The sequence below is a fragment of the Puniceibacterium confluentis genome, from assembly GCF_007923445.1.
Taxonomy (GTDB): domain Bacteria; phylum Pseudomonadota; class Alphaproteobacteria; order Rhodobacterales; family Rhodobacteraceae; genus Puniceibacterium; species Puniceibacterium confluentis.
The window spans coordinates 1-24,461 of sequence record NZ_VOJI01000004.1 but is presented as its reverse complement, the minus strand read 5'-3'; the positions used below and the strand labels follow the sequence as shown (position 1 = coordinate 24,461).

The following is a 24,461-nucleotide window of genomic DNA, read 5'->3' as shown; positions in this document are numbered from 1 at the left end:
GGGAACACGCCGCGCCCGGCGCGGCCCGCAGACACCTTTAGAGGGAGAAGATACATGAGCGATTTCACCATGGCGACGGATGCAGAGGGCGTCGCGGTCATCACCTGGGACGTGCCGGAAAAGTCGATGAACGTGATGTCACTTCAGGGCTTTGCCGACCTGGACGCGCTGGTCGACGCCGCGCTGGCGGACACGGACGTAAAAGGCATCGTCATCACCAGCGGCAAGGACAGTTTTGCCGGCGGCATGGATCTGAACGTTATCGCCAAGATGAAGGACGACGCGGGCGACGAACCGGCGCGCGGTCTGTTCGAAGGCGTGATGCAGATGCACGCCGTGTTGCGCAAGATCGAGCGCGCCGGCATGGACCCCAAGACCAACAAGGGCGGCAAGCCGATTGCCGCCGCCCTGCCCGGCACTGCGCTCGGCATCGGTCTGGAACTGCCGCTGGCGACGCACCGGATCTTTGCCAGCGTCAATCCCAAGGCCAAGATCGGCCTGCCCGAGATCATGGTCGGCATCTTTCCCGGCGCCGGCGGCACCACGCGGCTGGTGCGCAAGATGGGGGCCATGGCGGCATCGCCCTTCCTGCTCGAAGGCAAGCTCAGCGACCCGGTCAAGGCCAAGGCCGCCGGTCTCATCGACGAGGTGGTCGCCGATCCGGTGGCGGCGGCAAAGGCATGGGTCTTGCAGGCCAGGGATGCCGATATCCTCAAACCCTGGGACGCCAAGGGTTACAAGATGCCCGGTGGCGCACCGTACCACCCGGCCGGCTTCATGACCTTTGTCGGAGCGAGCGCGATGGTGCACGGCAAGACCCAGGGCGTCTATCCGGCGGCCAAGGCGCTGCTCTCGGCGGTCTACGAGGGCGCGCTGGTGCCCTTCGACACCGCGCTGAAGATCGAGGCGCGCTGGTTCACCAACGTGCTGATGAACCCCAGCTCGGGCGCGATGATCCGGTCGCTGTTCATCAACAAGGAAGCGCTGGAGAAAGGGGCTGTGCGTCCGGACGATGTGCCGGATCAGCGGGTGCGCCAGGTTGGCATTCTCGGCGCTGGCATGATGGGCGCCGGCATCGCGCTGGTCAGCGCCCAGGCCGGAATCGACGTTGTCCTGCTGGACCAGAAGCAGGAGGCCGCCGACAAGGGCAAGGCCTATGCGGCGAGCTATATGGACAAGGGCATCGCCCGCAAGAAGGCGACCGAAGAGAGCAAGGCCGCGCTGCTGGGCCGCATCCACGCCACCACGGATTACGCGGCGCTGCAGGGCTGCGATCTGATCGTCGAGGCGGTGTTCGAGGACCCCAAGATCAAGGCAGAAGTCACCCGCCATGTCGAGTCGGTGATCCCCGAAGACTGCATCTTTGCCACCAACACCTCGACCTTGCCGATCTCGGATCTGGCGAAGGCGAGCCAGCGGCCCGAACAGTATGTCGGCATCCACTTCTTTTCCCCGGTGGAAAAGATGATGCTGGTCGAAATCATCAAGGGCAAGGCAACCGGCGACCGCGCGGTGGCCAAGGCGCTGGATTTTGTCCGCCAGATCCGCAAGACCCCGATCGTGGTCAACGACGCCCGCTTCTTTTACGCCAACCGGTGCATCATTCCCTACATCAACGAGGGCATGCGGATGGTGGCCGAGGGTGTCGCGCCGGCGCTGGTGGAAAACGCGGCCCGTCAGGTCGGCATGCCGCTGGGGCCGTTGCAGCTGGTGGACGAGACCTCGATCGACCTTGGCGCCAAAATCGCCCGCGCCACCAAGGCGGCCATGGGGGACGCCTATCCTGACGGCGCGGTGGACGAGGTGATCTTCTTCATGGAAGGCCAGGGCCGACTGGGCCGCAAGTCCAAGGCCGGCTTTTACAGCTATGACGACAAGGGCAAGCGACTGGGCCTGTGGGACGGGTTGGCCGCGCAGTACCCCGTGGCCAAGGATCAGCCCGACCTGATCGAAGTGCAGCACCGGCTGCTGTTCGCTCAGGTGCTCGAAGCGGTGCGCGCGCTTGAGGACGGCGTGTTGATGGACATCCGCGAAGGCGATGTCGGCGCGATCCTGGGCTGGGGCTTTGCCCCCTGGTCGGGTGGCCCGTTCTCGTGGCTCGACATCATCGGCGCGCCCTATGCCGCCGAGCGCTGTGACCAGTTGAGCGAACGGTTTGGCGCGCGTTTTGCCTGCCCGGCGCTGCTGCGCGAAATGGCCGACAAGGGACAGAGCTTTTACGGCCGCTTCGCCGCCAAGGCTGACGCCGCCTGAGAGCATTGCGCCGCGCTGGCGCGCGTCGCCGGGTGGCGGGGCCGGTCCTGACGGACCGGCCCCGCCATACCGAACCGTCGCGCAACAGGCCCTCAAGCCTGACCGTTCCACCCGTCCGGAACCCCGGCAGTGCGCGTGACCGCACCCTGCGACCAGACCCGGCCTCCGCCCGCCGCGCTGCCTAGAACGCGTAGCCGAACTGTGCGATATCCGCGGCGCAGATCTCGGACACATGACGCGCCGTCGCATCCGAATAGAACCCGCGGTACTCCGCGGTGCGCGTCGAGCGGTTTTCGTGCGGCATCTCCGGCACAAATCCCAGAGCCGCGTGCACCTGCGGCAGATCCTCGGTCAGGTGCTCGAGGCGCAGGTAGGCGCTGGCCCGGAGGGTGCCGTCCGCGCAGCGCAGGTAGCTGGAATACGGATGGGCGCGCATCGCGCGCGACGTTGCCGGATCGGTGACAAAGGCCGCAAAATCGCTGGTCCGGGCAAGCTGCACTGCCGGGTGTGCGAAGGTCTGCACCCGCAGCCAGTGGTAATAGCTCACCAGCCGGTCCCAGGGATTGCGCACCAGCGTAAAGGTGAACATCGCCGCGATCTGCTCTGGCCCGAGCAGCCCGTCGATGTCGGCAAGCTTGCTGTGCTTCCACAGTCGACCGGTTGTTTTCAACGTCTTCAATCGCCCCCTGCGCCGCCGGGCCTTGGGCGTGTCACCGATCAGGATGTCATCGCGCATGGCCCGGGATTCCAGCGCCAGCGCCATCGAGGTGCCGCCGGTTTTCGGAATGTGGACGAAGATATAGCCGCGGCCGGGCGAGATGATCATGGTGGCAGACTAGCGCCGCGCAGGCGCAAGGGGAATCCCCGACATCCGTCGGCCTTTTCTTGCGTGCCAAAGCTGCGCATAGTCAGCCGAGGTGGCGCCAAGAAGGAGTGTGACAATGGGCTGGCTGGCAGATGAGACGGGACTTGACAAGACCCAGGCGAATTACACGCCGCTGACCCCGCTGTCGTTCCTGCGCCGGGCAGCCGAGGTGTTTCCCGATCACCCGGCGGTCGTCTACGGCCCCCACCGCAAGACCTACCGCGAGTATCACGCCCGCTGCACCCAACTGGCCTCATCCCTTGCGCAGATGGGGGTCCGGCCCGGCGATGTCGTGGCGACGCTGATCCCGAACCTGCCGCCGCAGGCCGAGGCGCACTTTGGCGTGCCTGCCTGCGGCGCCGTCCTCAACACCATCAACACCCGGCTGGATGTGGCGACGGTGGCCTATATCCTTGGTCACGGCGCGGCAAAGGTCCTGCTGGTGGACACCCAGTTCCTGGACCTCGCCGAAGCCGCGCGCGAGGCGATGGACGGCGAAAAACCGGTCCTGATCGAAGTGCCGGATGACCACGCCGGTTTCCCCGCGACCGGGCGCTACCAGACCTACGAGGCGTTGCTGGCCCAGGGAGATCCGGCCTATGACTGGCACATGCCGCAGGACGAGTGGGAAAGCCTGTCGCTGAACTATACCTCGGGCACCACCGGCCGGCCCAAGGGGGTGGTGTGCCATCATCGCGGTGCCTATCTGAACGCCATGGGGCAGATCGTCAGTTGGCGTATGGTGCTGCATCCGGTGTACCTGACAATCGTGCCGCTGTTTCACTGCAACGGCTGGTGCCACACCTGGATGATGCCGGTACTGGGCGGCACCCTTGTCGGCTGCCGCGACATCACCGCACGCGCGATTTTTGATGCCATCGCCGACGAGGGGGCCACCCATTTCGGCGGCGCGCCGATCGTGCTCAACATGCTGGTCAACGCCCCGGTCGCGGACCGGCGCAGGTTTGACCACACGGTCGAGGTCTTCACCGCCGGCGCGCCCCCCGCCCCCAGCACCCTGGCCAAGATCGAACCGATGGGATTCAACGTCACCCAAGTATACGGTTTGACCGAAACCTATGGTCCGGGCACCGAATGCCTGTGGTCGGCGGCCTGGGATCCGCTGGAAGGGGACGACCGCGCAGCCATCAAGGCGCGGCAGGGTGTGGCGATGCCTTTCCTAGAACACGTTACCGTGATGGACGACGCGATGGCCGAAGTGCCGCGCGACGGTGCCGTCAAGGGCGAGATCATGTTCCGCGGCAACGGGGTGATGAAAGGGTACTACAAGAACCCCGTGGCAACGGCCGAGGCCTTTGCCGGCGGATACTTCCACTCGGGCGACATCGCGGTGCTGCACCCGGACGGGCACATCCAGATCGCGGACCGCGCCAAGGACATCATCATCTCGGGCGGCGAAAACATCAGCTCGGTCGAGGTCGAGGGCGTGCTGATGGCGCACGAAGCGGTGAACCTCTGCGCCGTGGTCGCCAAACCCGACGAAAAATGGGGCGAGGTCCCCTGCGCCTTTGTCGAGCTGAAGCCGGGGGCAGATGTCACGTCCGAGGCGCTGATCGCCTTTGCCCGCGCCCGTCTGGCCGGGTTCAAGACGCCGAAAATGGTCGTGTTTCAGGAACTGCCCAAAACCTCGACCGGAAAGATCCAGAAGTTCGAATTGCGCAACCTTGCCAGGAAAATGTAACGCCGGGGCAAACCGGACCGGCCGCTGCGCCCGGGCCGGTGCGGGCTTTCCTCGGAGCTCGGCAGCGGTTAGGATTGGCGCAAATATGAGGCAGAGCAGCAGCCCGCATGACAGCGCTGAACGAATACCAACGGCTTGAGGCGTCCGGTCTCTGGCGGCCCGCGCCGGATGCGCAGCGCCGCGACGTTGTCGTGTCTCTGGGGGATGCCTCGCTGACCATCACCGATACCAGCGACAGGGTGCTGGCGCACTGGTCGCTGGCCGCTGTGTCGCGGATCAACAAGGGCGCGCTGCCGGCCCTGTACCATCCCGATGGCGACCCCGGCGAAACACTCGAACTGCCTGCCTCGGAGGCGGTGATGATCGATGCGCTGGAACGGGTGCGCCGCGCCATCGAACGCCGTCGCCCGCGCCCCGGAAAGCTGCGGGTCTGGATCACCGGTGGAATCGCGGTTCTTGTGGTCGGCCTGGCGGTGTTCTGGCTGCCCGACGCCCTGCTGCGTCACACGGTCAAGGTTGTGCCCAACGTCAAGCGCATCGAAATCGGCGATGCCCTGCTCGACCGGATCACCCGCGTTGCCGGAATGCCCTGTGCCGCCCCCCAGGCGCAGGAACCGCTGCGCCTTCTTGCGGCCCGGATTCTGGGCGAAAACCGCCGCGAAGCGCTGGTGGTACTGCGCGACGGGGTGCGCAAGACGGTGCACCTGCCCGGCGGCCGCATCCTGCTGAACCGTGCGCTGATCGAAGACCCCGAAGACCCCGACGTCACCGCGGGCTATGTGCTGGCCGAAGCGGTGCGGCGCAGGGGCCGGGATCCGCTGGAGGGCCTGCTGCGGCATGTCGGACTGTGGCCCAGCCTGACATTGCTGACCACCGGATCGCTGCCCGAGGCGGTTCTGGACGACTACGCCGAGGCTTTGCTGGTCGAGACACCGCCGCGCGAGCCGCCCGGCCGTCTGGTCGACGCCTTTGCCGCCGCTGAACTGCGCACCACGCCCTATGCCTATGCCGAGGACGTCACCGGGGAAAGCACCCTGCCGCTGATCGAGGCCGACCCGCGCAAGAAGGAGGGCAGCCGCCAGGTTCTGTCCGATGCCGACTGGATTCGGCTGCAGGGCATCTGCGGCGGCTGACCGTTTTCCCGGGCCATGCCGCAGCCGTCAACGGACCGCACACCGCTACTCCCCGAATAGCAAACGCCCGGTTCAGGACCGGGCGCAAGCGTCATCACAGGGCTGTCGGTGATCAGCGCACGAAGGCGTCACCAAACCCTGCCCGCCGGGCAGAACCCAGGGCGGCGTCGAGCTGCGCACCGTTGCTGAAGGGACCGGCCAGCACCACGCGGAACGATTTCCCGCCCTTCCGGAAATTGCTGTAGGTCACCGGCAGGCCCATCTGCTGCAGACGTGCCCCGGTTGCCTGTGCATTCGACGGCACCCCGAATGTGCCGACCTGCACAAACCGGCCCTGCGGCGCGGCCACACCGGACCGGGGCGCCGCAGCTTTGGCCACCGCACGCGATTTGACCGGCACCTGAACCTTGCTCCTGGTCGAAAGCGCGGCATTCTGCGTCGCGTAGTCGGTATAGGGATAGATCAGCTTGGGATACTTGGCGGTCACGTCGCGACCGGAATGCCGGTCGACCAGACGACGCGGCACGGTGTTGGTCCAGACCAGTTGCGTCTGCAGATACCCGTCAACCGACTGATTTGCCCGATTGCGGTTCAGGCGGTCGTCCTGAAACGCCCCGCGATAGCCCTCGGGCACTTTCACCACCTGATCGTCACGCTTTTCATAGACCTGGCGCGGTACGATCCGGGTGCTGCCCGGAACGGAGCGGGCATCCTGAGACCGGTTGTAATAGACGTTCTTGCCTGCACCCGGCGCCTCTCCGCGCCGCACCAGTGTCACGTGCGACGGCGACTGCGGCGCACAGCGCACCCGCATCAGCGTGCCCTCACGCGAATGGCGTGTGACATAGGTCGCACCGGTCTGGCACGCCGCCTCGACCGATCGATAGGTGGTCAGCGGCGCGGGCGGTACGGATGGTTTCGGCGCGGCCTGCACAACCCGCGGCACGACGGGCCGGGGGGCAGCGCGCACGGTCTGAACCGGCGTCGGTTTGGGCCGGGGCGTCTGGATCGAGGCTACGGTGCGCATCGGCGCCGGGGTGGCCGCAGCGCTGCGGACCGGCGCGGGTTTGGGTTTGGCGGTCGGCGCGGGCGCTCGAGCCGGTGCTGCCGCCTGCACCGGAGCGGGATCGGCCTGTGTCACGGGCGGCGGGGTGATCACCGTTGCCTGACGAACGCGCGGAGCATCCGGTTCCGGCTCCGGCGCGCTGGCAAAGGTCGGCTTGGCCCCGCAAAGCTGCTGCCGCTGGCGGTTGACCCGCGGCACCCAGTTCACAGTGCCATCAATCCCGGCGCGCACAAAGACGCAGCCCTTGCTGTCGACATACTGGCGGCCCTGGAACGAGCTTGGCGGGAACTCTGCCGGGATCTCGTTTCCCTGCGCGGCGGCACTGCTGACGGACGCGGCCAGAAGGGCCACCAAATGTAGTCGTTTCAATCGCATGTCATCTCCCCAGATGTCCGGTCAGGATGCCGGATCTGCCGGAGTCTGTAAAGCGTTGATACCGCTTATTTAGTGCCGAACATGCGGTCACCCGCATCCCCTAGTCCCGGAACGATATAACCCTTTTCATTCAAGTGGCTATCGAGCGAGGCTGTGATGATCGGCACATCCGGGTGCGCCTCTTTCATCCGCGCCACGCCTTCCGGGGCCGCGAGAAGGCACAGGAAACGGATGTTTGTCGCCCCCGCCTGCTTGAGCAGGTCAATGGCCGCAACCGAGGAATTGCCGGTGGCAAGCATCGGATCAACCGCGATCACCAGCCGGTCCTCCAGCGATTCCGGCACTTTGAAATAATACTGCACGGGCTGCAGCGTGACCTCGTCCCGGTAAAGACCGACAAAACCGATCCGCGCCGAGGGAATCAGCTCCAGCACCCCGTCGAGCAGCCCGTTCCCGGCCCGCAGGATCGAGATCAGCGCCAGCTTTTTGCCGGCCAGAACCGGGGCTTCCATCTCTTTCAGAGGGGTTTCGATCCGGCGCTTGGTCAGCGGCAGTCCGCGCGTCACCTCATAGGCCAGCAGCTGGCTGATCTCGCGCAGCAACTGCCGGAAGACAGCGGTCGACGTGGCCTTTTCCCGCATCAGCGTCAGCTTGTGCTGCACCAGCGGGTGATCAACGATGGTAAGATGCTCGGTCATTTTGTGTCCAGTTGCTTGAGGATCCTGTCGCGGGTGTCCGTGTTGCAGAAGGCGGCGTCGGCCGCGGTGCGGGTTACGGCGCGCAGCGTGTCGGCGTCCCAGCCGAAGGTCTGCGCAAGGCTGACATACTCACGCCGCATGTTGGTGTGGAAAAACGGCGGGTCGTCGGTCGAGACAGTCACCTTTACACCCCGCTCGCGCAGGCGGGCAATCGGATGCGCGGCAAGGTCCGGATACACCCCCAGCGTCACGTTCGAACCGGGGCAGACCTCGAGCACCACCCCGGTTTCGGCCAGCAGATCCACCAGTGCCAGATCCTCGATCGCCCGCACGCCGTGACCGATGCGGGCAACGCGCAGCTCCTCGACGGCCGCCCGCACTTCGGAGGGGCCGCGCCACTCTCCGGCATGGGTCGTCAGCTTCAGACCGGCCTCGCGCGCCATATCAAAAGCGTACATAAAGTCGCGCAATTCGCCGCGATTCTCGTCGCCACCCATACCAAAACCGACAATCCAGTTCCCTGCGGTCTCGGCGGCGCAGCGTGCGGCGGGCTTGGCCCTGTCGGGGCCGAAATGCCGCACGCAGGTGACGACGCCGCGCAGGACAACCCCCATGTCCCGCTCGGCTGCCTCTGCCGCTTCACGGATCGCGTGCAGATACTCCCGCCAGGCCCCCAGGTCGCCGCCGCCGCAGAAATCGGGGCTGAGGAAGGTTTCGCAGTAAATCACGCCATTTGCGGCACAGTCCTCAAGCAGGGCGGTGGTCAGACGACCATAGTCGCGCGGCGTCTGCAGCACCTGCGTCGCAGCTTCGTAAACGTTCAGGAAATGCACGAAATCGCGATAGGCATAAGAGCCGTCGGCGCGAAAGACACCGCTGAGGTTGACCGATTTTTCCTGCGCCAGGCCGCGGATGAAGGCAGGCGGCGCCGCGCCTTCGTGGTGCAGGTGCAGTTCCACCTTGGGCAGTGCGGCGATCTCGGCAAGATCCTCTTCGCTCAGCGGTTCACGGTCCTCACGACGGGTCATCACAGAAAACTCCTTCCCGGTCCCAGGGACCTTACGCCCAGGTGCGACGCAACAGAGGCGGCAACATCGGCAAAGGCGACATGGCCGAGCGATCCGCTGCCAAGGCCATGTATCAGCACCGGCACGCGCTCACGGGTGTGGTCCGTGCCGTGCCATGTCGGGTCATTGCCGTGGTCCGCAGTCAGACACAAGAGGTCATCGGCCCTCAGACGCGGAAGTAGTCCGCCGATGGCGCCGTCGAACCACTCCAGCGCCCGGGCATAGCCCGACACGTCGCGCCGATGCCCCCAGAGACTGTCGAATTCGACAAAATTGGCGAATGTCAGGCTGCCGTCCGGCGCCCGGTCCACAAGATCTCCCAGGTGGCGCATCAACTCGGCGTCGGTTCCCTTGCAGAGCTCGTCGATTCCCTGCATCGAAAAGATGTCGCCGATCTTGCCCACGGCAAAGACCCGTCGGCCCGCATCCTGCACCCAGTTGGTCAGCACCGGCGCGGGCGGCGTGATCGCATAGTCACGCCGGTTGCCGGTACGCCGGAATGCGCCTTCGGTGCCGACAAACGGGCGCGCGATCACCCGGCCAACCTTCATTGCATGCAGATGCGGCGCCAGCGCGGCGCACAGGGCCAGCAACCGCTCCAGACCAAAGGTGTCCTCATGTGCCGCGATCTGAAAGACCGAGTCCGCCGAGGTGTAGCAGATCGGCTTGCCGGTGCGCAGATGTTCGGCGCCGAAACGCTCGATCATCGCGGTGCCCGAGCCGTGACAATTGCCCAGAATTCCGTCGGTTCCGGCCAGCGCGCCGACGGTCTGGACGATCGCTTCCGGAAACGCGGGCTGCTTGTCGGGAAAATAGTGCCACTCCCAGGGCACCGGCAGCCCCGCCAGATCCCAATGGCCCGACGGTGTGTCCTTGCCGCGAGAGGTCTCGGTCGCCGCGCCCCAGCGCCCGGTCGGTACGCGGCTCAGCCCCGGCGTCGGCGCGCCGGACGCCAGGCGCACGGCGGCGCCCAACCCGAGAGTGTCCAGAACCGGGAGGTGCAGAGCCCCCGAACGCCCCTGTTCCGCCGCCCCCGCGGCGCAGGCCCCGGCGATATGCCCAACGGTATTGGATCCGGTGTCAGGCAGCGCGCCGTTGAAATATTCCCCGGCATCCGGCGCACCGCCGATCCCGACCGAATCCATCACCACCAGAAACGCTCTCATCGTCGCCTCCCTGTCCGGGCCTGCGCCCGGCACCGTTGTTTCTTCTCTTTGCAAATACTCCGGGGAGCGCGAGGGGCAGCGCCCCTCGTTCCTGCCCGCGCCGCCGCGACACCGCCGGGCCCGGGCGCCATCACTCCACCCGCTCCCGCACCAGCGGACCGATCTGCGGACCGGTTCCCAGGCGCACCGCCGCCCGAACCGCCTGCACAGCCGCGTCGGCGGCGTCGGTGCGCGCGGCGTGGACACGGGCCAGCGGCTGGCCTTTCTCGACCCGGGTGCCCATCGGCAGAACCTCGGACAGCCCGACCGAGGCATCCACAACATCGCTTTCCACCTGACGCCCGCCGCCCAGCGCGACCACCGCCAGCCCCAGAGCTTCGCCGTCGATGGCGCTGATCACCCCCGCCTCCGGGGCCGGAACCTCGCGGATCACCGTGGCTTCGGGCAGGAAGCGACGCCAGTCCTCGACAAAGCGCAGCGGCCCGCCCATCGCCGCGATCATCCGACCAAAACGCTCTGCCGCCGCCCCGGAGGCAAGCGCCTCGGCAATGCGCCGCGCCCCCGCCGCAGCCGACCCGCTCAAGCCTGCCCTGTGCAACAGCGCCCCGCCCAGCTCCTGGCTCAGCTCGGCCAGCGGTCCCTGCGCCGCCCCGGTCAGGACTTGCAGCGCGGCATCGACCTCGAGCGCATTGCCCAGGGCCGGAGCCAGCGGCTGCGACATGTCGGTGATCAGCGCAGTTGTCGGGCAGCCCGCCGCACAGGCCGTGGCGACCAGCGCCCGTGCCAGCGACCGCGCGTCGTCGTCGGTTTTCATGAAGGCGCCGGATCCGACCTTGACGTCCAGAACCAGTCCGTCCAGCCCGGCCGCCAGCTTCTTGGACAGGATCGAGGCGCAGATGAGATCCAGCGATTCGACCGTCGCGGTGACATCCCGGACCGCATACAGGCGGCGGTCTGCCGGGGCGATGTCAGCGCTGGCACTGACGATGGCGCAGCCTGCCCGCGCCACCACGTCGCGAAACCGGCTCTCGTCCAGGGTGGTCACGACCCCCGGAATGGCTTCGATCTTGTCCAGCGTGCCGCCGGTGTGTCCGAGGCCGCGCCCGGAAATCATCGGCACGTAAACCCCGCAGGCCGCCAACGCCGGGGCCAGAACCAGGGATACACAGTCCCCGACCCCGCCGGTCGAATGCTTGTCCAGCACCGGCGCGTCCAGATCCCAGCGCAGGACCCGCCCCGAGTCGCGCATCGCCCGCGTCAGCGCCGCCCTGCCCGGATCCGAAAGCCCGCGCAGGCAGACCGCCATGGCAAAGGCCCCGGCCTGGGCATCGCTGACCCGGCCATCGGCCAGCCCCGCCGCGAACCATGCAAGCGCCGCGTCCGATGGCTCCTCGCCCCGGCGCAGACAGGCTATGATGCGGCGGGCATCCATCAGGTGGTCTCCATGTGCCCCTTGCCGAAAGCCCCGGGCAGCAGTTCCGCCACCGTCGCGGTTCTTTCGAAACCGGCCACCGTCGCCATCGTCACCACCACATCCTGACCGGCAAACTCCGCCAGTTTCTGCCGACAGCCACCGCAGGGCGGCACCGGGTCGGGACTGTCGGCAATCACGTAAATCTCGGCGATCCTGGACTCGCCGCCAGCGATCATCGCGGCGATGGCTCCGGCTTCGGCGCAGGTGCCTTCGGGATAGGCGACATTTTCGACATTGCAGCCGGCAAAGACCTGTCCGCCGGGCGTGCGAAGGGCTGCCCCGACCCGGAAGCCGGAATAGGGTGCATAGGCGTTCAGGCGTACCGCTGTTGCGGCGTCTTTCAGGGTCATGGTCCGTCTCCTCGTCTGTCCGGCATGTTGCGAAGCGGGCGCACGGATTGCAAGCCTGGCGCCGGGGCACCCTGCGGCAGAACTGCCGGAAACCCCGGTCGTCAGAGATATTCGCATGCCGCAATCGGGCCTGTGCCCGGACCCGGAAGACAGCCGCTTCAGCGGCTCCGCGACCGGCGCTTCCGCCGCCGTCAACGCCGCTATGGTCATTTACAAATGCCGGGCGAAACTGCTACGCGAAATCCAGTCCCTTCCCCGGGGCACGCAAGTGGTTTAGCCCTGAACCACCCATTTCCGCAGGAGGCCGCCCGTGTCCGACAGCTCTAATGAAACCCTGCGCCAGGCGGCGCTTGCCTATCACGAATTCCCCAAACCCGGGAAACTTGAAATCCGCGCGACAAAACCCCTGGCCAACGGCCGTGACCTGGCGCGGGCCTATTCCCCCGGCGTCGCCGAGGCCTGTCTCGAAATCAAGGCCGACCCGGCCAATGCCGCCCGCTACACCGCGCGCGGCAACCTCGTTGCCGTCGTGACCAACGGCACGGCGGTGCTGGGTCTGGGCAACATCGGCGCGCTGGCCAGCAAACCGGTGATGGAGGGCAAGGCCGTCCTGTTCAAGAAGTTCGCCAACATTGATTGCTTCGATATCGAAGTGAACGAAAGCGACCCGGAAAAGCTGGCGGATATCGTCTGCGCGCTCGAGCCCACCTTCGGAGCGATCAACCTCGAGGACATCAAGGCGCCGGATTGCTTTATCGTTGAAAAGCTGTGCCGCGAGCGGATGAACATCCCGGTCTTTCACGACGACCAGCATGGCACCGCCATCGTGGTCGGGGCGGCCGCCTTCAATGCCCTGCATGTCGCCGGCAAGGCGTTCGAAGACATCAAGATCGTGTCCACCGGCGGCGGCGCCGCCGGGATTGCCTGCCTCAACATGCTGGTCAAGTTGGGTGTGAAACGCGAGAATATCTGGCTGTGCGATGTCCACGGCCTGGTGTTCGAGGGCCGCGAAGTCGACATGAACCCGCAGAAATCCGCCTTTGCGCAGGTGACCGACAAGCGCACTCTGGACGATGTCATCGCCGGGGCCGATCTGTTCCTGGGCCTGTCCGGGCCGAATGTGCTGACACCGGACATGGTCGCCCGGATGAGCGCCCGCCCGATCATCTTTGCCCTGGCCAATCCCAACCCGGAAATCATGCCCGACGCCGCCCGCGCCGTGGCCCCGGATGCGATCATTGCCACCGGCCGGTCGGATTTTCCCAATCAGGTCAACAACGTGCTGTGCTTTCCCTTCATCTTCCGCGGCGCGCTGGACGTCGGCGCGACCACCATCAATGACGAGATGGAAATCGCCTGCGTCGAAGGCATCGCCGCCATGGCCCGCGCCACCACCAGCGCCGAGGCCGCCGCCGCCTATCAGGGCGAACAGCTGACGTTCGGGGCCGAATATCTGATCCCGAAACCCTTTGATCCGCGTCTTTCCGGCGTTGTCTCGACCGCCGTGGCGCGGGCGGCCATGCAAACCGGCGTCGCAACCCGGCCGATTGACGACATGAAGGCCTACAAGGCCAAGCTCGACGCCAATGTCTACAAGTCGGCGCTGCTCATGCGGCCGGTCTTTGAGGCGGCGCGCACCGCGTCACGCCGGATCGTCTTTGCCGAGGGCGAAGACGAGCGGGTGCTGCGCGCGGCGCAGGCGATCCTGCAGGAGACCACCGAGCAACCGATCCTGATCGGCCGCCCCGACGTGATTGACTCGCGCTGTGAACGTCTGGGGCTGGAAATCCGTCCGGACCGCGACTTCAAGATCGTGAACCCGGAAAACGACCCGCGCTATCGGGATTACTGGGAAAGTTATCACGCCATTCTGGCCCGCCGCGGCGTGTCGCCGGACATTGCCCGTGCGATCATGCGCACCAATACCACCGCCATCGGGGCGGTCATGGTGCATCGCAAGGAAGCGGACAGTCTGATCTGCGGCACCTTCGGCGAATACCGCTGGCATCTGAACTATGTCGCCCAGGTGCTGGCCGCCGACGAATTGCGCCCGGTCGGCGCACTGTCGCTGATGATCCTCGAGGACGGGCCGCTGTTCATCGCCGACACCCATGTGCATGTCTATCCGACACCGCGGCAGCTGGCGGATACCGCCATCGCCGCCGCCCGCCACGTGCGCCGCTTTGGGATCACGCCCAACATCGCGCTGTGTTCGCAGTCGCAGTTCGGCAATCAGGGCGAAGGCAGCGGCAACCGCCTGCGCGAAGCGATCCAGATCCTGGATTCCGCGCCGCGCGACTTCTGCTACGAGGGCGAAATGAACGTGGACGCGGCGCTGGATCCGGAACTGCGCGCCCGCCTGCTGCCGTCCAACCGGATGACGGGCGCCGCCAATGTGCTGATCTTCGGACATGCCGATGCCGCGTCGGGCGTGCGCAACATTCTCAAGATGAAGGGCGGCGGTCTGGAAGTCGGTCCGATCCTGATGGGGATGGGCAATCACGCGCATATCGTCACCCCATCGATCACCGCGCGCGGTCTGCTGAACATGGCCGCCATCGCCGGTACGCCGGTCGCCGCCTACGGCTGAGTCTCCGCCGGTACGTCATTGCCTGTGCATCCCGGACATCGGGCGCCGCGCCGGGCGCCGACGACTGGCTGATCGGCATCCCCCGGCACCAACGGCCACATCCGGAGGCGATTCGCGCTTCGCAGAATCGTGTTAGCAAATTTGCAGAACCCGGGACCGGGCAGGACGAACCGCATATCCCGCGGTACTTTGCAAATATTTGCAGAGAGCTTATGCGAAATCTGCAAATTCCCGTGTGACAGGACAAGCCTGTGACCGGTAACAGGCTTGCCCCGCTGCCTGTGCTTTCGTAACGCTATGCCAAATCGGAGGGGACAGGACCATGGGTTACAAGGACGTCTATCAGAGCTGGCAATCGGACCCAGAGACATTCTGGCTGCAGGCAGCCGAAGCCATCGACTGGGATCAAAAGCCGTCAAAGGCTTTGTTCGACCGCGGCAACGACCTCTACGAATGGTTTGCGGATGGCATGGTCAACACCTGCTGGAACGCCGTTGACCGGCACGTCGCTGCCGGCAATGGCAGCCGGGTGGCGCTGATCCATGACAGCCCGATCACCGGAACCCAGTCAAAGATCACCTATGCCGAGCTCAAGACCCTGACCGCCACGCTGGCCGGTGCGCTGAAGGCACGCGGGATCGAAAAAGGTGACCGTGTCGTCATCTATATGCCGATGGTTCCCGAGGCGATTGTCGCCATGCTGGCCTGCGCCCGGCTGGGCGCGATCCATTCGGTGGTTTTTGGTGGCTTTGCCGCAAACGAACTGGCGCTGCGCATCGACGATGCGCAACCCAAGGCGATCCTTGCCGCTTCCTGTGGCATCGAACCCGGGCGGGTGATCCCTTACAAGCCGCTGATCGACGGCGCGATGGCCCAGTCCCGGCACAAGCCGGAGTTCACAGTGATCCTGCAGCGCGAACAGGCCATTGCGGATCTCAGGGACGGCATTGATTTTGACTGGCACGCGTTCCAGGAGGGAGCAACCCCGGCAGAGTGCCTGCCTGTCGAGGGCAGCCACCCGGCCTATATCCTGTACACCTCCGGGACGACAGGTGCCCCGAAGGGCGTCGTGCGCCCCACTGGCGGCCATCTGGTGGCGCTGAACTGGACGATGAAGAATGTCTACAATGTCGACCCCGGAGAGGTGTTCTGGGCGGCTTCGGATGTCGGATGGGTCGTCGGCCATTCCTACATCTGCTATGGCCCGCTGATCCACGGCAACACCTCGATCGTGTTCGAGGGCAAGCCGGTGGGCACCCCCGATGCCGGCACCTTCTGGCGGGTGATCGAAGAGCATGACGTCAAGAGCTTCTTCACCGCCCCCACCGCCTTTCGCGCCGTCAAACGCGAAGATCCCAAAGGCGAGTACCTGAAAAAGTACGACCTCAGCGGCCTGCGCGCCATCTACCTTGCCGGCGAGCGCGCCGACCCCGACACCATCGAATGGACACAGAAACTGACCGGCAAACCGGTCTACGACCACTGGTGGCAGACCGAAACCGGCTACACCATCGCCGGAAATCCGGCGGGAATCGAGCCGCTGCCGGTGAAGATCGGATCGCCCACGGTCGCGATGCCCGGTTATGACGTGCGGATTCTGGACGAGGGTGGACATGAATTGCCCGCGGGCAGCCTGGGCGCCATCGCCATCCGGTTGCCGCTGCCGCCCGGCACCCTGCCGACCCTGTGGAATGCCGAAGACCGATTCCGCAAATCCTACCTGTCGCATTTCCCCGGGTACTACGAAACCGGCGATGCCGGGATGAAGGATGCCGACGGATACCTCTGGATCATGGCGCGCACCGACGACGTGATCAACGTGGCTGGTCACCGGTTGTCGACCGGCGGCATGGAAGAGGTGCTGGCCTCACATCCGGACGTGGCCGAATGCGCGGTGATCGGCGTGGCCGACGATCTCAAGGGGCAGTTGCCGATGGGCTTTGTCTGCCTGACCAAAGGCGTGAACCGTCCGCACAGCGAAATCACGGCGGAATGCGTCAAACTGGTGCGCAACCAGATCGGACCGGTCGCGGCCTTCAAGCTGTGCTCCGTGGTGGATCGGTTGCCCAAGACCCGCTCGGGCAAGATCCTGCGCCGCACGATGATCCAGATCGCCGACGGGACCGACTTCAAGGTGCCTGCGACCATCGACGATCCGGCCATTCTCGACGAAATCCGGGAGGCACTCAAAAGCCTGGGATATGCAAAAACTTAAGCGACAGCGCGCCGCCGGTCTGACCGGCGGCACACGCGGACGGTGACAGGCGTCAGCCCTCGTTGAGTTCCAGAGGCAGGCCATCCGGGTCCTGGAAAAAGGTGAACTTCCTGTCGGTAAGCGCATCCGTGCGCACCGGTTCGACCACCACCCCCTGCGCTTCCAGCGCCGCTTTGGCCGCGTCGACATCGGGCACCACAAACGCGAGATGGCGCAGCCCCTGAGCCTCGGGACGCGACGGGCGCGGCGGCGCGCCGGGAAAGCTGAAAAGTTCGATCTGACCGCCGCCGGGCACGGCGAGATCCAGCTTCCAGCTGTCGCGGGCCGCGCGAAAGGTTTCCGCGATCACCGACAACCCGAGCACCTCGGTATAAAATCGCTTGCTCGCTTCATAATCGGAGCTGATCAACGCAACATGATGCAATCCCTGGATATTCAATCTGCGTGCCCCCGACATCCTGCCTGAAACAGGGTAACGCAGGAGACCCGCCGCTGCCAGAGCGAAGCCTCTTGTGATCATACCGGAAACCTTGGGCGTGCGCGGCCCCCGGGGGACCGGCGGCTTGCCGGGCGTGCTTGGGCCGATGCGCGCTGCGTCCACCGTCATCGCACTGCATGCGCGTTGGCATGACCCGAGGCCGGGAGCCAAGTGGCGTTGACAGGCGTGGCAAGACACCGGCACTTTCGGAGCGGCGCAGCACATCCTGCATCATCAGGGCCGTCTATAAGCGACGAATGGCGCGTCCTTGGGTACGGCTGCGCGCATCGCAAAGTTCCGCATAGCTTGCGCGCCGGTCCGGAGTCGCACCTTGCCGTCAGACAAACTGTTCCTGGATCAGGCGCTCTTCCAGGCCATGCCCGGGGTCGAACATGACCCGGTGCGCGATGCTGGGCTCGGAGCGGATGTCGACCTGGACGACGTCGCGTACCGCGCGGGCATCCGCTTCGGCCATGACCGGTCGCTTGTCGGGATCAAGTACCTCGAAACGCACCACCGCCGTGCTGGGCAGCAGTGCCCCGCGCCAGCGTCGCGGGCGGAACGCCGCCATCGCCGTCAGTGCCAGCACATCCGAGCCGATGGGCAGGATCGGGCCATGGGCGGAATAGTTGTAGGCGGTCGAGCCCGCCGGCGTTGCCACCAAGGCGCCGTCGCACACCAGTTCGGCCATGCGCAGACGGTCATCCACCGAAATCCGCAACCGGGCGGCCTGCGGTCCGGCGCGCAGCAGCGACACTTCGTTGATTGCCAGTTCGTGGTGCACGGTGCCATCCATGGTCACAGCGTGCATCGACAGCGGATTGATCACCGCCTCTTCGGCCGCCTCCAGCCGTTCGCCAAGACCATATTCCGAGTATTCGTTCATCAGAAAGCCGACCGTGCCGCGGTTCATGCCGTAGACCGGCAGCGCCAGCGACTGGGTCCGGTGCAGCGTGTGCAGCATAAAGCCGTCGCCCCCCAACGCCACGATGACATCCGCCCCGTGCTCTGCGTGATCGCCATATTGCCGAGTCAGCGACTCCCGCGCCGCCTGCGCGATGGGTGCGTTGCTCGCAGTAAAGGCAATTCGAAGCGACATGAGGTTCCCCGCCGGACTTTTCGTTTCCGAAACAACCACATGTTGCGGGTCTGCGCCAGCACCGTGCCGGTATTAAGACGGCAACGTCGCATTGGGCACTTTGCGCGGGCCCCGGTTTCCGCTACGACCCCCCCTATCACGCACCTCAGATTCCCTTGGGAGGCCCTGCCATGAATGCCCCGCACCGCGACACCGGATTTTTCACCGAAACCCTCGCCGAACGCGACCCCGAGCTTTACGCCTCGGTCCGCAACGAGCTGGGCCGCCAGCGCGACGAGATCGAGCTGATTGCGTCCGAAAACATCGTCTCTGCCGCCGTAATGGAGGCCCAGGGCTCGGTCATGACGAACAAATATGCCGAGGGCTATCCCGGACGCCGCTACTATGGCGGCTGCCAGTTCGTCGATGTGGCAGAGGAACTGGCCATTTCGCGCGCCTGCGAACTGTTCGGCTGTGACTTTGCCAACGTGCAGCCGAATTCCGGCAGCCAGGCCAACCAGGGCGTGTTCCAGGCGCTGATCAAGCCCGGCGACACCATTCTCGGCATGTCGCTGGACGCGGGGGGGCACCTGACCCATGGCGCCCGGCCCAACCAGTCGGGCAAATGGTTCAATGCGGTACAATACGGCGTGCGGCGTGACACGCTGGATATCGACTATGACCAGATTGCCGCCCTCGCCGCCGAGCACAAGCCGGCCATGATCATTGCCGGCGGCTCGGCCATTCCGCGCAAGATAGATTTTGCCAAATTCCGCGAAATTGCGGATTCGGTCGGGGCCTACCTGCTGGCCGACGTGGCCCACTTTGCCGGTCTGATTGCGGCGGGCGAATATCCGGATCCCTTCCCGCATGTGCACGTCGCCACCACCACCACCCACAAGACCCTGCGTGGCCCGCGCGGCGGCATGATCCTCACCAATGACGAGGCGATCGCCAAAAAGATCAACTCGGCCATCTTCCCGGGCATCCAGGGCGGCCCGCTGATGCATGTCATCGCCGGCAAGGCCGTGGCCTTTGGTGAAGCGCTGCGCCCCGAGTTCAAGACCTACATCAAGCAGGTGATCACCAACGCGCAGGCGCTGGCCGATCAGCTGCACAAGGGTGGGCTGGAAACCGTGACCCACGGCACCGACAGCCACATCGTGCTGGTGGACCTGCGCCCCAAAGGCGTCAAGGGCAACGCCACCGACAAGGCGCTGGGTCGCGCGCACATCACCTGCAACAAGAACGGCGTGCCGTTTGACGATGAAAAGCCCACCGTGACCAGCGGCATCCGGCTGGGCTCGCCGGCGGGGACAACCCGCGGTTTCGGCGAACCGGAATTCCGCCAGATCGGTGACTGGATCAACGAGATCGTTGACGGGCTTGCCGCCAACGGCGAAGACGGCAACGGCGCGGTCGAAGACAAGGTCAAGGGTGAGGTTGCAGCCCTCTGCGCCCGTTTCCCGCTGTACCCGAACCTCTGAGGCACCGGCTTCGACACTTGTGATCAAGAACGAAAAGCCCTGCGGACATTGCTGTCGGCAGGGCTTTTTGCTTGCCGGGGCTGCGGCAGCCCGGTGGTCAGAGCTTTTCCTGGCGCGGGTCAGTCGCCGGGCTGGCGCGGCAGGTAGATGGTCACGCGCGTCCCCGCCGACGTCGAGGTAATGCCCAGCCCGCCCCGCAGTTCGCGGGCCAGCCCCAGCACTGCCGAAAGCCCCAGGCCTGCCCCCTTGCCCACGGGCTTTGTGGTAAAGAACGGCTCGACAACCTGCGGCAAAATCCGCGCCGGGATGCCGAGGCCCGTATCCTCCACGAAGATCGCGACATTCGGGCCCGCCGTCAGAAAGGTGCCGTCCGCCAGAGCGACAGGCGCCGACAGCGAAACCGCCTCTGCGCCCAGGACCAGGCTTCCCCCCTCCGGCATCGCATCCACCGCATTTACCACGAGGTTGATCAGCGCCATCAGCAATTGCTCGCGGTCCGCGAGAACCATGAGCGGCTGGTTGGTGCGGCGCAGGTCAATCCGGATTGTGCCGGTAATGACCCCGCGGGCGCGGCGCACCACCTCGTCCAGCAGGTCGGCGCACTCCAGAACAGCGATCTGCATCGGTTCCTTGCGGGCATACACCATCAGGTGTTTGACGGTCCGCGCGGCGTCGACCGCCACGGTTCGTGCGCCGTCTAGTATGGCCTCTCGCTCTGCCGGATCCTCGATCTCGGCCAAAAGATCGAAGCTGCCCAGTATGGCGGTCAGCTTGTTGTTGAAATCATGCGCCACGCCGCCGGCAAGCTGTCCGACAGCCGCCATTTTCTGAACCTGTGACGCACGTCTGGCCGAGTCTTCGGCCATCAGGCGCTGGCGCCGAACGAACAGCAGCGTGCGCGCAAAATACCACAGCAGTGCCGCGGCAGACAGGGCCACCCCGATCCTCGCCACTGTGTCGTCAAAGGCGGGGATCAGCACAGCGATGGCTGTCCCGATTGCGACCCCGACAACCGCGATTTCTCCGGCGATCAGGACGCGCAGGGTGTCGCTGCGCCGCACCAGGATGACGAGCACACAACCCACCAGACAGGCGCCGACAACCGTCAGCGCCTTGTCCTGCTGAGATATGAGCAGGGTCGGCATCCACAGAAAGCTGATCAGCACCATCAGGAACAGACCGGAGGAGAGCAGGTTGTCGCTCCGTGAAATTCTGTCCGGCTCGCGCTGGATGCGCGACTTCAGAAACAGGTAATAGACCAGGTTTGTACCGGCAAATCCAGCGCCCCAGACCAGGGCAGTGTTCCAGCCGGTGTAGAAGTACAGCAGTGCAGCGCCCCCGAGAGCACCGACAAGGCGCACCACAAGTTCGGGCCCCTCCCCGTATTCAAGGGCATAGTGACGGTTGATCTCGTCCTTGTAATCCAACTCTGATCCTGAACCTGTCGCTGCCAAATCTTGAGCGATCAGCTCGCTGTCGCCCGGCCGAACATAAAGACTTTTACAGGTGATAGAACAATAATTAAGCTGTTGAGTCCAATGAACAATCGGGGCGTCGTCCCCACAGGGGAAACACTCGCCCACGCAGCCAGGGGTTCAGTTGTACACAGCGGCCCAGAAAGCCATCTTCGGCAGGCGTGAATTCAGCCTGCGCCACCGGATCCGCCCCGGCAAGCCGCCCCCCCGCCCCGGACCGGCTTGGTCTGTCAGAGGAACCCGCGCCAGCGCAGTACCACGATCAGCAAGGTCAGACCCAGCGCCAGATTGATCACCAACCCGGCCGCCACTCCCAGCCACTTGCCGCGCCTGCGGAAACCGGCATCGACATTGCGCAGATAGGATTCCGCCCGCAGCGAAGCCGCTGTCACCTGGGCCCTGTCAATTCGCATCGACAATTTCGGATGCCCCGAGACATCGGCCGCCTCGGCCACACGCCCCAGATCGCGCCGGACCGACCGCGGCAGTTCCCGTCCCACCCGCGCCACCCGCTGCGCCAGCGTGCCGCGGCGGGCACTGAAGCGCTCCTCGAGCAGCTTTTCCAGCCGCGCGGCCTGCACACCGATATCCTGAGGCTCATCCATCCGCAGCAGGCTAGCCCGCCGCACGACAGGGCAGAAGCCCGAATCCGCATCGTCCTGCGATTTCAGTGCCGCGACAACCACCGAGCCTCTGGCCCTGCGGCCCGGGTCGCAGTATGACCTCCCCATGCTGAACCAGATCCTCCATGGCACACCCACCGACCAGCCGCCCCTGATCATCGTGCACGGCCTCTACGGCTCGGCGCGCAATTGGGGGGTGATTGCAAAACGTCTGTCGGACACACGGCAGGTCATCGCCGTGGACTTGCGCAATCATGGCGACAGTCCCTGGACCGACAGCCACACCTACCCGGACATGGCCGCGGATCTGGCCGATGTGATTGCCGCCCAGGGCGGCACCGCGGATGTGATGGGGCATTCGATGGGCGGCAAGGCGGCCATGGTGCTCGCCCTGACCCACCCCGAAACCGTCGGCCGCCTGATCGTTGCCGACATCGCCCCTGTGGCCTACGCCCACACCCAGATCCAGCACGTCAAGGCGATGCAGGCCGTGGATCTGACCCGGGTCGAACGACGCGCGGATGCCGTGGCACAACTGGCGGCGCATGTGCAGGACACGGCGCTGCAATCCTTCTTCACCCAGTCGCTGGACGTCAGGGAAAAGCGCTGGAAGCTGAACCTCGACCTTCTGGCGCGTGACATGCCCGGCATCCTGGACTTTCCGCAGATGGACGCCCGGTTCGAGCATCCGACGCTGTTCCTGTCGGGCGGCGCGTCCGACTATGTCCTGCCCGAACACCGCCCCGCCATCCGCGCGCTGTTTCCCAAGGCGCGGTTCGCCAGAATTCCGGGCGCAACCCATTACCTGCACGCCGAAAAACCCCGGGAATACGAAGCCTCGGTTCGGGCCTTTCTGGATCTCGCCGCGCGGCACTGAGCCGGTCGAGGGGCTGTGAACCGCGCGACCAGCCACCGGCGCACCCGGTCAGCGGACACCGGCGCCCCTCAGCCACCGGGTTTCTTCTCTTGAAAAATACTCACGCCCCCTGCGGCCAGCGCCTGGGGGTCAGTAGCCGGTGCAACTCGCTTCGGCCCTGGACACAAAGGCCTTGTAGCGCAACCAGAGACTTTCGTGATTGGGGCGCTTCGATTGCCGGATTTCCTGCGCGCGATGCGGATCCTTGAAGAAAGTCACCGCGACGCGCTGGTCCTGCCCGCTCAGCTCGCGGTCCGCCACGGTCTGGATACAGCCGCACAGCTGCGGATTGCGCGCTTTGCGTTCACTGGCCAGACAGGCCTTGCTGATCGGTCCCGAGGAAAACTTCGTCACCCGGCCATAGCTCTCGGGCTGACGTTGCCCGCCACACCCCGCCACAAGCGCAAGTGCCAAAACTCCAGAGAGTATCCTCATCCAACTGCCCCTGAAACTGCCCGATCCCGAGAACCCATGCCCGAGGGTTGCTCCCCCTGTTCCACGCGTCCATGCCTGCAAGAAGGTATAGGGCGGCGGGGCGACAAATTCAATTCACGTTTCCTACAGCACCCTGACCAACGCCGGAAACCCCACGCTCGAACTGCAATCCGGCCCGGGTTCAAACCGAAGGCGCCCGGCGGCCCCTGCCCGTCCCCGCCATCAGGTCCAAGCACGATGCCACACTGTCTGCGAAAGGCGTTCAAGGCCCCCTGACGCATGCAATCATGCAGCGTGATCCTTTCAGGTAGCTTGATTGTTGCAGCGAGGCGCCTGCTGGGTGACCTGCCCCCCTGAAACGTCCGCGATTTTGGGTTAGTCTGTTCTCCAAACGAGGAGACAGAAGATGCGGAAAAGCCGTTTCAGCGAAGAACAGATCATTGGTATCCTGAAGGAACATCAGGCTTGACCTGAGACCCAACACTCCTCCAGCCTTTTGGAGAATCCGCGTGTAGAATTCTGGCCTTATGCGGCCTGCTTTTGCAACGTCATTTTGGCGACAAACTCGTTGGGCGTGAGATTGCGCAGTGACGGATGCGGCCGGATTTGGTTGTAATGGGCGTTGTTGCACCAGTCTGACGACGGAGGATTCACTTTGTGAATCCATGCCGTTAGACGCGCGGTATGAGCAAGCCATCTCCCATCCGCTATCGCACGACGAACTGGTCCAGCTACAACGCATCGCTGCGGAAGCGGGGATCGCTGCTGGTCCGGGTCGACAAGGACATGATCTGGCGCGCGCCAGGTGACTGGCGACCCAGACGGCCAGCGGTGTTTTCCGATGCGGCTATCCAGTTCTGCCTGTCGATCAAGATCCTGTTCAAGCTGCCGCTGCGCCAGACCGCTGGCATGGTGGCGCGCTTGCTGAAGTTGGCGGGGCCGGACTTCTCGACGCTGTGCCGCAGGCAAAAGACCCTGGCCGTGCAGATTCCCCATCGCCGCGCAGATGGCCCGC

At 65.3% G+C, this 24,461-nt stretch carries 20 protein-coding genes; 8 read left to right on the top strand and 12 right to left on the bottom strand.

From position 1 onward, the window contains the following. The first annotated feature begins 54 nt into the window (after nt 1-54). Complete coding sequence (locus FOY53_RS05910) at nt 55-2,253, top strand: 3-hydroxyacyl-CoA dehydrogenase NAD-binding domain-containing protein (protein WP_146586721.1); 2,199 nt, start codon at nt 55-57, stop codon at nt 2,251-2,253. 181 nt (nt 2,254-2,434) lie between these two features. Here FOY53_RS05910 and FOY53_RS05905 read toward each other — a convergent pair whose 3' ends face one another. Further along, the gene (locus FOY53_RS05905; protein ID WP_146586719.1) at nt 2,435-3,079 is read right to left on the bottom strand and encodes a sulfotransferase family 2 domain-containing protein; all 645 of its coding nucleotides are present in this window, start codon (nt 3,077-3,079) and stop codon (nt 2,435-2,437) included. Between the two features lie 115 nt (nt 3,080-3,194). On the opposite strand from FOY53_RS05905, the gene FOY53_RS05900 reads away from it, so the two are divergent. Together FOY53_RS05900 and FOY53_RS05895 are read left to right on the top strand one after the other, a co-directional pair. Beyond that, nucleotides 3,195-4,820, top strand: coding sequence for an AMP-binding protein (locus FOY53_RS05900; RefSeq protein ID WP_146586717.1), 1,626 nt, complete (start codon nt 3,195-3,197; stop codon nt 4,818-4,820). Nucleotides 4,821-4,927: 107 nt separating this feature from the next. After that, nucleotides 4,928-5,953 (top strand): hypothetical protein, encoded by a 1,026-nt coding sequence (locus FOY53_RS05895; RefSeq protein ID WP_146586715.1) that lies wholly within the window; start codon nt 4,928-4,930, stop codon nt 5,951-5,953. A 112-nt stretch (nt 5,954-6,065) separates the two neighbouring features. Here the strand turns inward: FOY53_RS05895 and FOY53_RS05890 are convergent, their stop codons facing one another. The 6 genes from FOY53_RS05890 to FOY53_RS05865 form a co-directional block, all read right to left on the bottom strand. Next, a complete protein-coding gene (locus tag FOY53_RS05890) occupies nt 6,066-7,370 on the bottom strand; it encodes an SPOR domain-containing protein (protein WP_146586713.1) in 1,305 nt (434 codons plus the stop codon). An 89-nt stretch (nt 7,371-7,459) separates the two neighbouring features. Beyond that, the gene (gene upp, locus FOY53_RS05885; protein WP_146586711.1) at nt 7,460-8,092 is read right to left on the bottom strand and encodes a uracil phosphoribosyltransferase; all 633 of its coding nucleotides are present in this window, start codon (nt 8,090-8,092) and stop codon (nt 7,460-7,462) included. After that, nucleotides 8,089-9,120 carry an adenosine deaminase gene (locus FOY53_RS05880; protein WP_146586709.1) on the bottom strand — a complete coding sequence of 344 codons (1,032 nt, stop codon included), beginning with the start codon at nt 9,118-9,120 and terminating at the stop codon, nt 8,089-8,091. Before FOY53_RS05880 ends, upp begins: the two co-directional genes overlap by 4 nt. Then, complete coding sequence (locus FOY53_RS05875) at nt 9,120-10,325, bottom strand: phosphopentomutase (RefSeq protein ID WP_146586707.1); 1,206 nt, start codon at nt 10,323-10,325, stop codon at nt 9,120-9,122. The genes FOY53_RS05880 and FOY53_RS05875 overlap by 1 nt, the downstream gene beginning before the upstream one ends. 130 nt (nt 10,326-10,455) lie before the next feature. Further along, on the bottom strand, nt 10,456-11,757 hold the full coding sequence (locus FOY53_RS05870; protein WP_186766526.1) for a thymidine phosphorylase: 1,302 nt from the start codon (nt 11,755-11,757) through the stop codon (nt 10,456-10,458). Further along, entirely contained in the window at nt 11,757-12,266 is a 510-nt protein-coding gene (locus FOY53_RS05865; protein ID WP_146586705.1) for a cytidine deaminase, read from the bottom strand. Before FOY53_RS05865 ends, FOY53_RS05870 begins: the two co-directional genes overlap by 1 nt. Nucleotides 12,267-12,459: 193 nt before the next feature. Here FOY53_RS05865 and FOY53_RS05860 point away from each other — a divergent pair, with 193 nt between their 5' ends. Both FOY53_RS05860 and FOY53_RS05855 read left to right on the top strand, forming a co-directional pair. Then, entirely contained in the window at nt 12,460-14,739 is a 2,280-nt protein-coding gene (locus FOY53_RS05860; protein WP_146586703.1) for an NADP-dependent malic enzyme, read from the top strand. Nucleotides 14,740-15,061: 322 nt separating this feature from the next. Beyond that, a complete protein-coding gene (locus FOY53_RS05855; RefSeq protein ID WP_146586701.1) occupies nt 15,062-16,954 on the top strand; it encodes a propionyl-CoA synthetase in 1,893 nt (630 codons plus the stop codon). Between the two features lie 52 nt (nt 16,955-17,006). On the opposite strand, the gene gloA2 is transcribed toward FOY53_RS05855, so the two are convergent. Next, on the bottom strand, nt 17,007-17,411 hold the full coding sequence (gene gloA2, locus FOY53_RS05850) for an SMU1112c/YaeR family gloxylase I-like metalloprotein (protein ID WP_146586699.1): 405 nt from the start codon (nt 17,409-17,411) through the stop codon (nt 17,007-17,009). A 358-nt stretch (nt 17,412-17,769) separates the two neighbouring features. Then, nucleotides 17,770-18,531, bottom strand: coding sequence for an NAD kinase (locus FOY53_RS05845; protein WP_146586696.1), 762 nt, complete (start codon nt 18,529-18,531; stop codon nt 17,770-17,772). A gap of 170 nt (nt 18,532-18,701) precedes the next feature. Between FOY53_RS05845 and glyA the strand changes: the two genes are divergently transcribed. Continuing rightward, nucleotides 18,702-19,997 carry a serine hydroxymethyltransferase gene (glyA, locus tag FOY53_RS05840; protein ID WP_146586694.1) on the top strand — a complete coding sequence of 432 codons (1,296 nt, stop codon included), beginning with the start codon at nt 18,702-18,704 and terminating at the stop codon, nt 19,995-19,997. A gap of 119 nt (nt 19,998-20,116) precedes the next feature. Here the strand turns inward: glyA and FOY53_RS05835 are convergent, their stop codons facing one another. Both FOY53_RS05835 and FOY53_RS05830 read right to left on the bottom strand, forming a co-directional pair. Then, nucleotides 20,117-21,424 (bottom strand): sensor histidine kinase, encoded by a 1,308-nt coding sequence (locus FOY53_RS05835; protein ID WP_146586691.1) that lies wholly within the window; start codon nt 21,422-21,424, stop codon nt 20,117-20,119. 278 nt (nt 21,425-21,702) lie between these two features. Continuing rightward, nucleotides 21,703-22,077: a hypothetical protein gene (locus tag FOY53_RS05830; protein WP_222435226.1), complete on the bottom strand. Its 375-nt coding sequence runs from the start codon at nt 22,075-22,077 to the stop codon at nt 21,703-21,705. A 124-nt stretch (nt 22,078-22,201) separates the two neighbouring features. Between FOY53_RS05830 and FOY53_RS05825 the strand changes: the two genes are divergently transcribed. Next, nucleotides 22,202-22,972 (top strand): alpha/beta fold hydrolase, encoded by a 771-nt coding sequence (locus tag FOY53_RS05825; protein ID WP_146586687.1) that lies wholly within the window; start codon nt 22,202-22,204, stop codon nt 22,970-22,972. A gap of 129 nt (nt 22,973-23,101) precedes the next feature. Here FOY53_RS05825 and FOY53_RS05820 read toward each other — a convergent pair whose 3' ends face one another. Then, complete coding sequence (locus FOY53_RS05820; protein ID WP_146586685.1) at nt 23,102-23,446, bottom strand: hypothetical protein; 345 nt, start codon at nt 23,444-23,446, stop codon at nt 23,102-23,104. Nucleotides 23,447-24,130: 684 nt separating this feature from the next. Here FOY53_RS05820 and FOY53_RS05810 point away from each other — a divergent pair. After that, nucleotides 24,131-24,461 (top strand): transposase (locus FOY53_RS05810; RefSeq protein ID WP_186766525.1); only part of this gene is annotated, 331 nt, incomplete at its 3' end.

Coding starts and splice junctions, on each gene's coding strand:
- FOY53_RS05865 (WP_146586705.1), bottom strand. CDS start 12,266: ATGCGAATATCTCTGACGACCGGGGTTTCCGGCAGTTCTGCCGCAGGG.
- FOY53_RS05825 (WP_146586687.1), top strand. CDS start 22,202: ATGCTGAACCAGATCCTCCATGGCACACCCACCGACCAGCCGCCCCTG.
- FOY53_RS05880 (WP_146586709.1), bottom strand. CDS start 9,120: ATGACCCGTCGTGAGGACCGTGAACCGCTGAGCGAAGAGGATCTTGCC.
- FOY53_RS05855 (WP_146586701.1), top strand. CDS start 15,062: ATGGGTTACAAGGACGTCTATCAGAGCTGGCAATCGGACCCAGAGACA.
- FOY53_RS05845 (WP_146586696.1), bottom strand. CDS start 18,531: ATGTCGCTTCGAATTGCCTTTACTGCGAGCAACGCACCCATCGCGCAG.
- FOY53_RS05910 (WP_146586721.1), top strand. CDS start 55: ATGAGCGATTTCACCATGGCGACGGATGCAGAGGGCGTCGCGGTCATC.
- upp (WP_146586711.1), bottom strand. CDS start 8,092: ATGACCGAGCATCTTACCATCGTTGATCACCCGCTGGTGCAGCACAAG.
- FOY53_RS05905 (WP_146586719.1), bottom strand. CDS start 3,079: ATGATCATCTCGCCCGGCCGCGGCTATATCTTCGTCCACATTCCGAAA.
- FOY53_RS05820 (WP_146586685.1), bottom strand. CDS start 23,446: ATGAGGATACTCTCTGGAGTTTTGGCACTTGCGCTTGTGGCGGGGTGT.
- FOY53_RS05870 (WP_186766526.1), bottom strand. CDS start 11,757: ATGGATGCCCGCCGCATCATAGCCTGTCTGCGCCGGGGCGAGGAGCCA.
- FOY53_RS05830 (WP_222435226.1), bottom strand. CDS start 22,077: ATGGATGAGCCTCAGGATATCGGTGTGCAGGCCGCGCGGCTGGAAAAG.
- gloA2 (WP_146586699.1), bottom strand. CDS start 17,411: ATGTCGGGGGCACGCAGATTGAATATCCAGGGATTGCATCATGTTGCG.
- FOY53_RS05900 (WP_146586717.1), top strand. CDS start 3,195: ATGGGCTGGCTGGCAGATGAGACGGGACTTGACAAGACCCAGGCGAAT.
- glyA (WP_146586694.1), top strand. CDS start 18,702: ATGAATGCCCCGCACCGCGACACCGGATTTTTCACCGAAACCCTCGCC.
- FOY53_RS05875 (WP_146586707.1), bottom strand. CDS start 10,325: ATGAGAGCGTTTCTGGTGGTGATGGATTCGGTCGGGATCGGCGGTGCG.
- FOY53_RS05895 (WP_146586715.1), top strand. CDS start 4,928: ATGACAGCGCTGAACGAATACCAACGGCTTGAGGCGTCCGGTCTCTGG.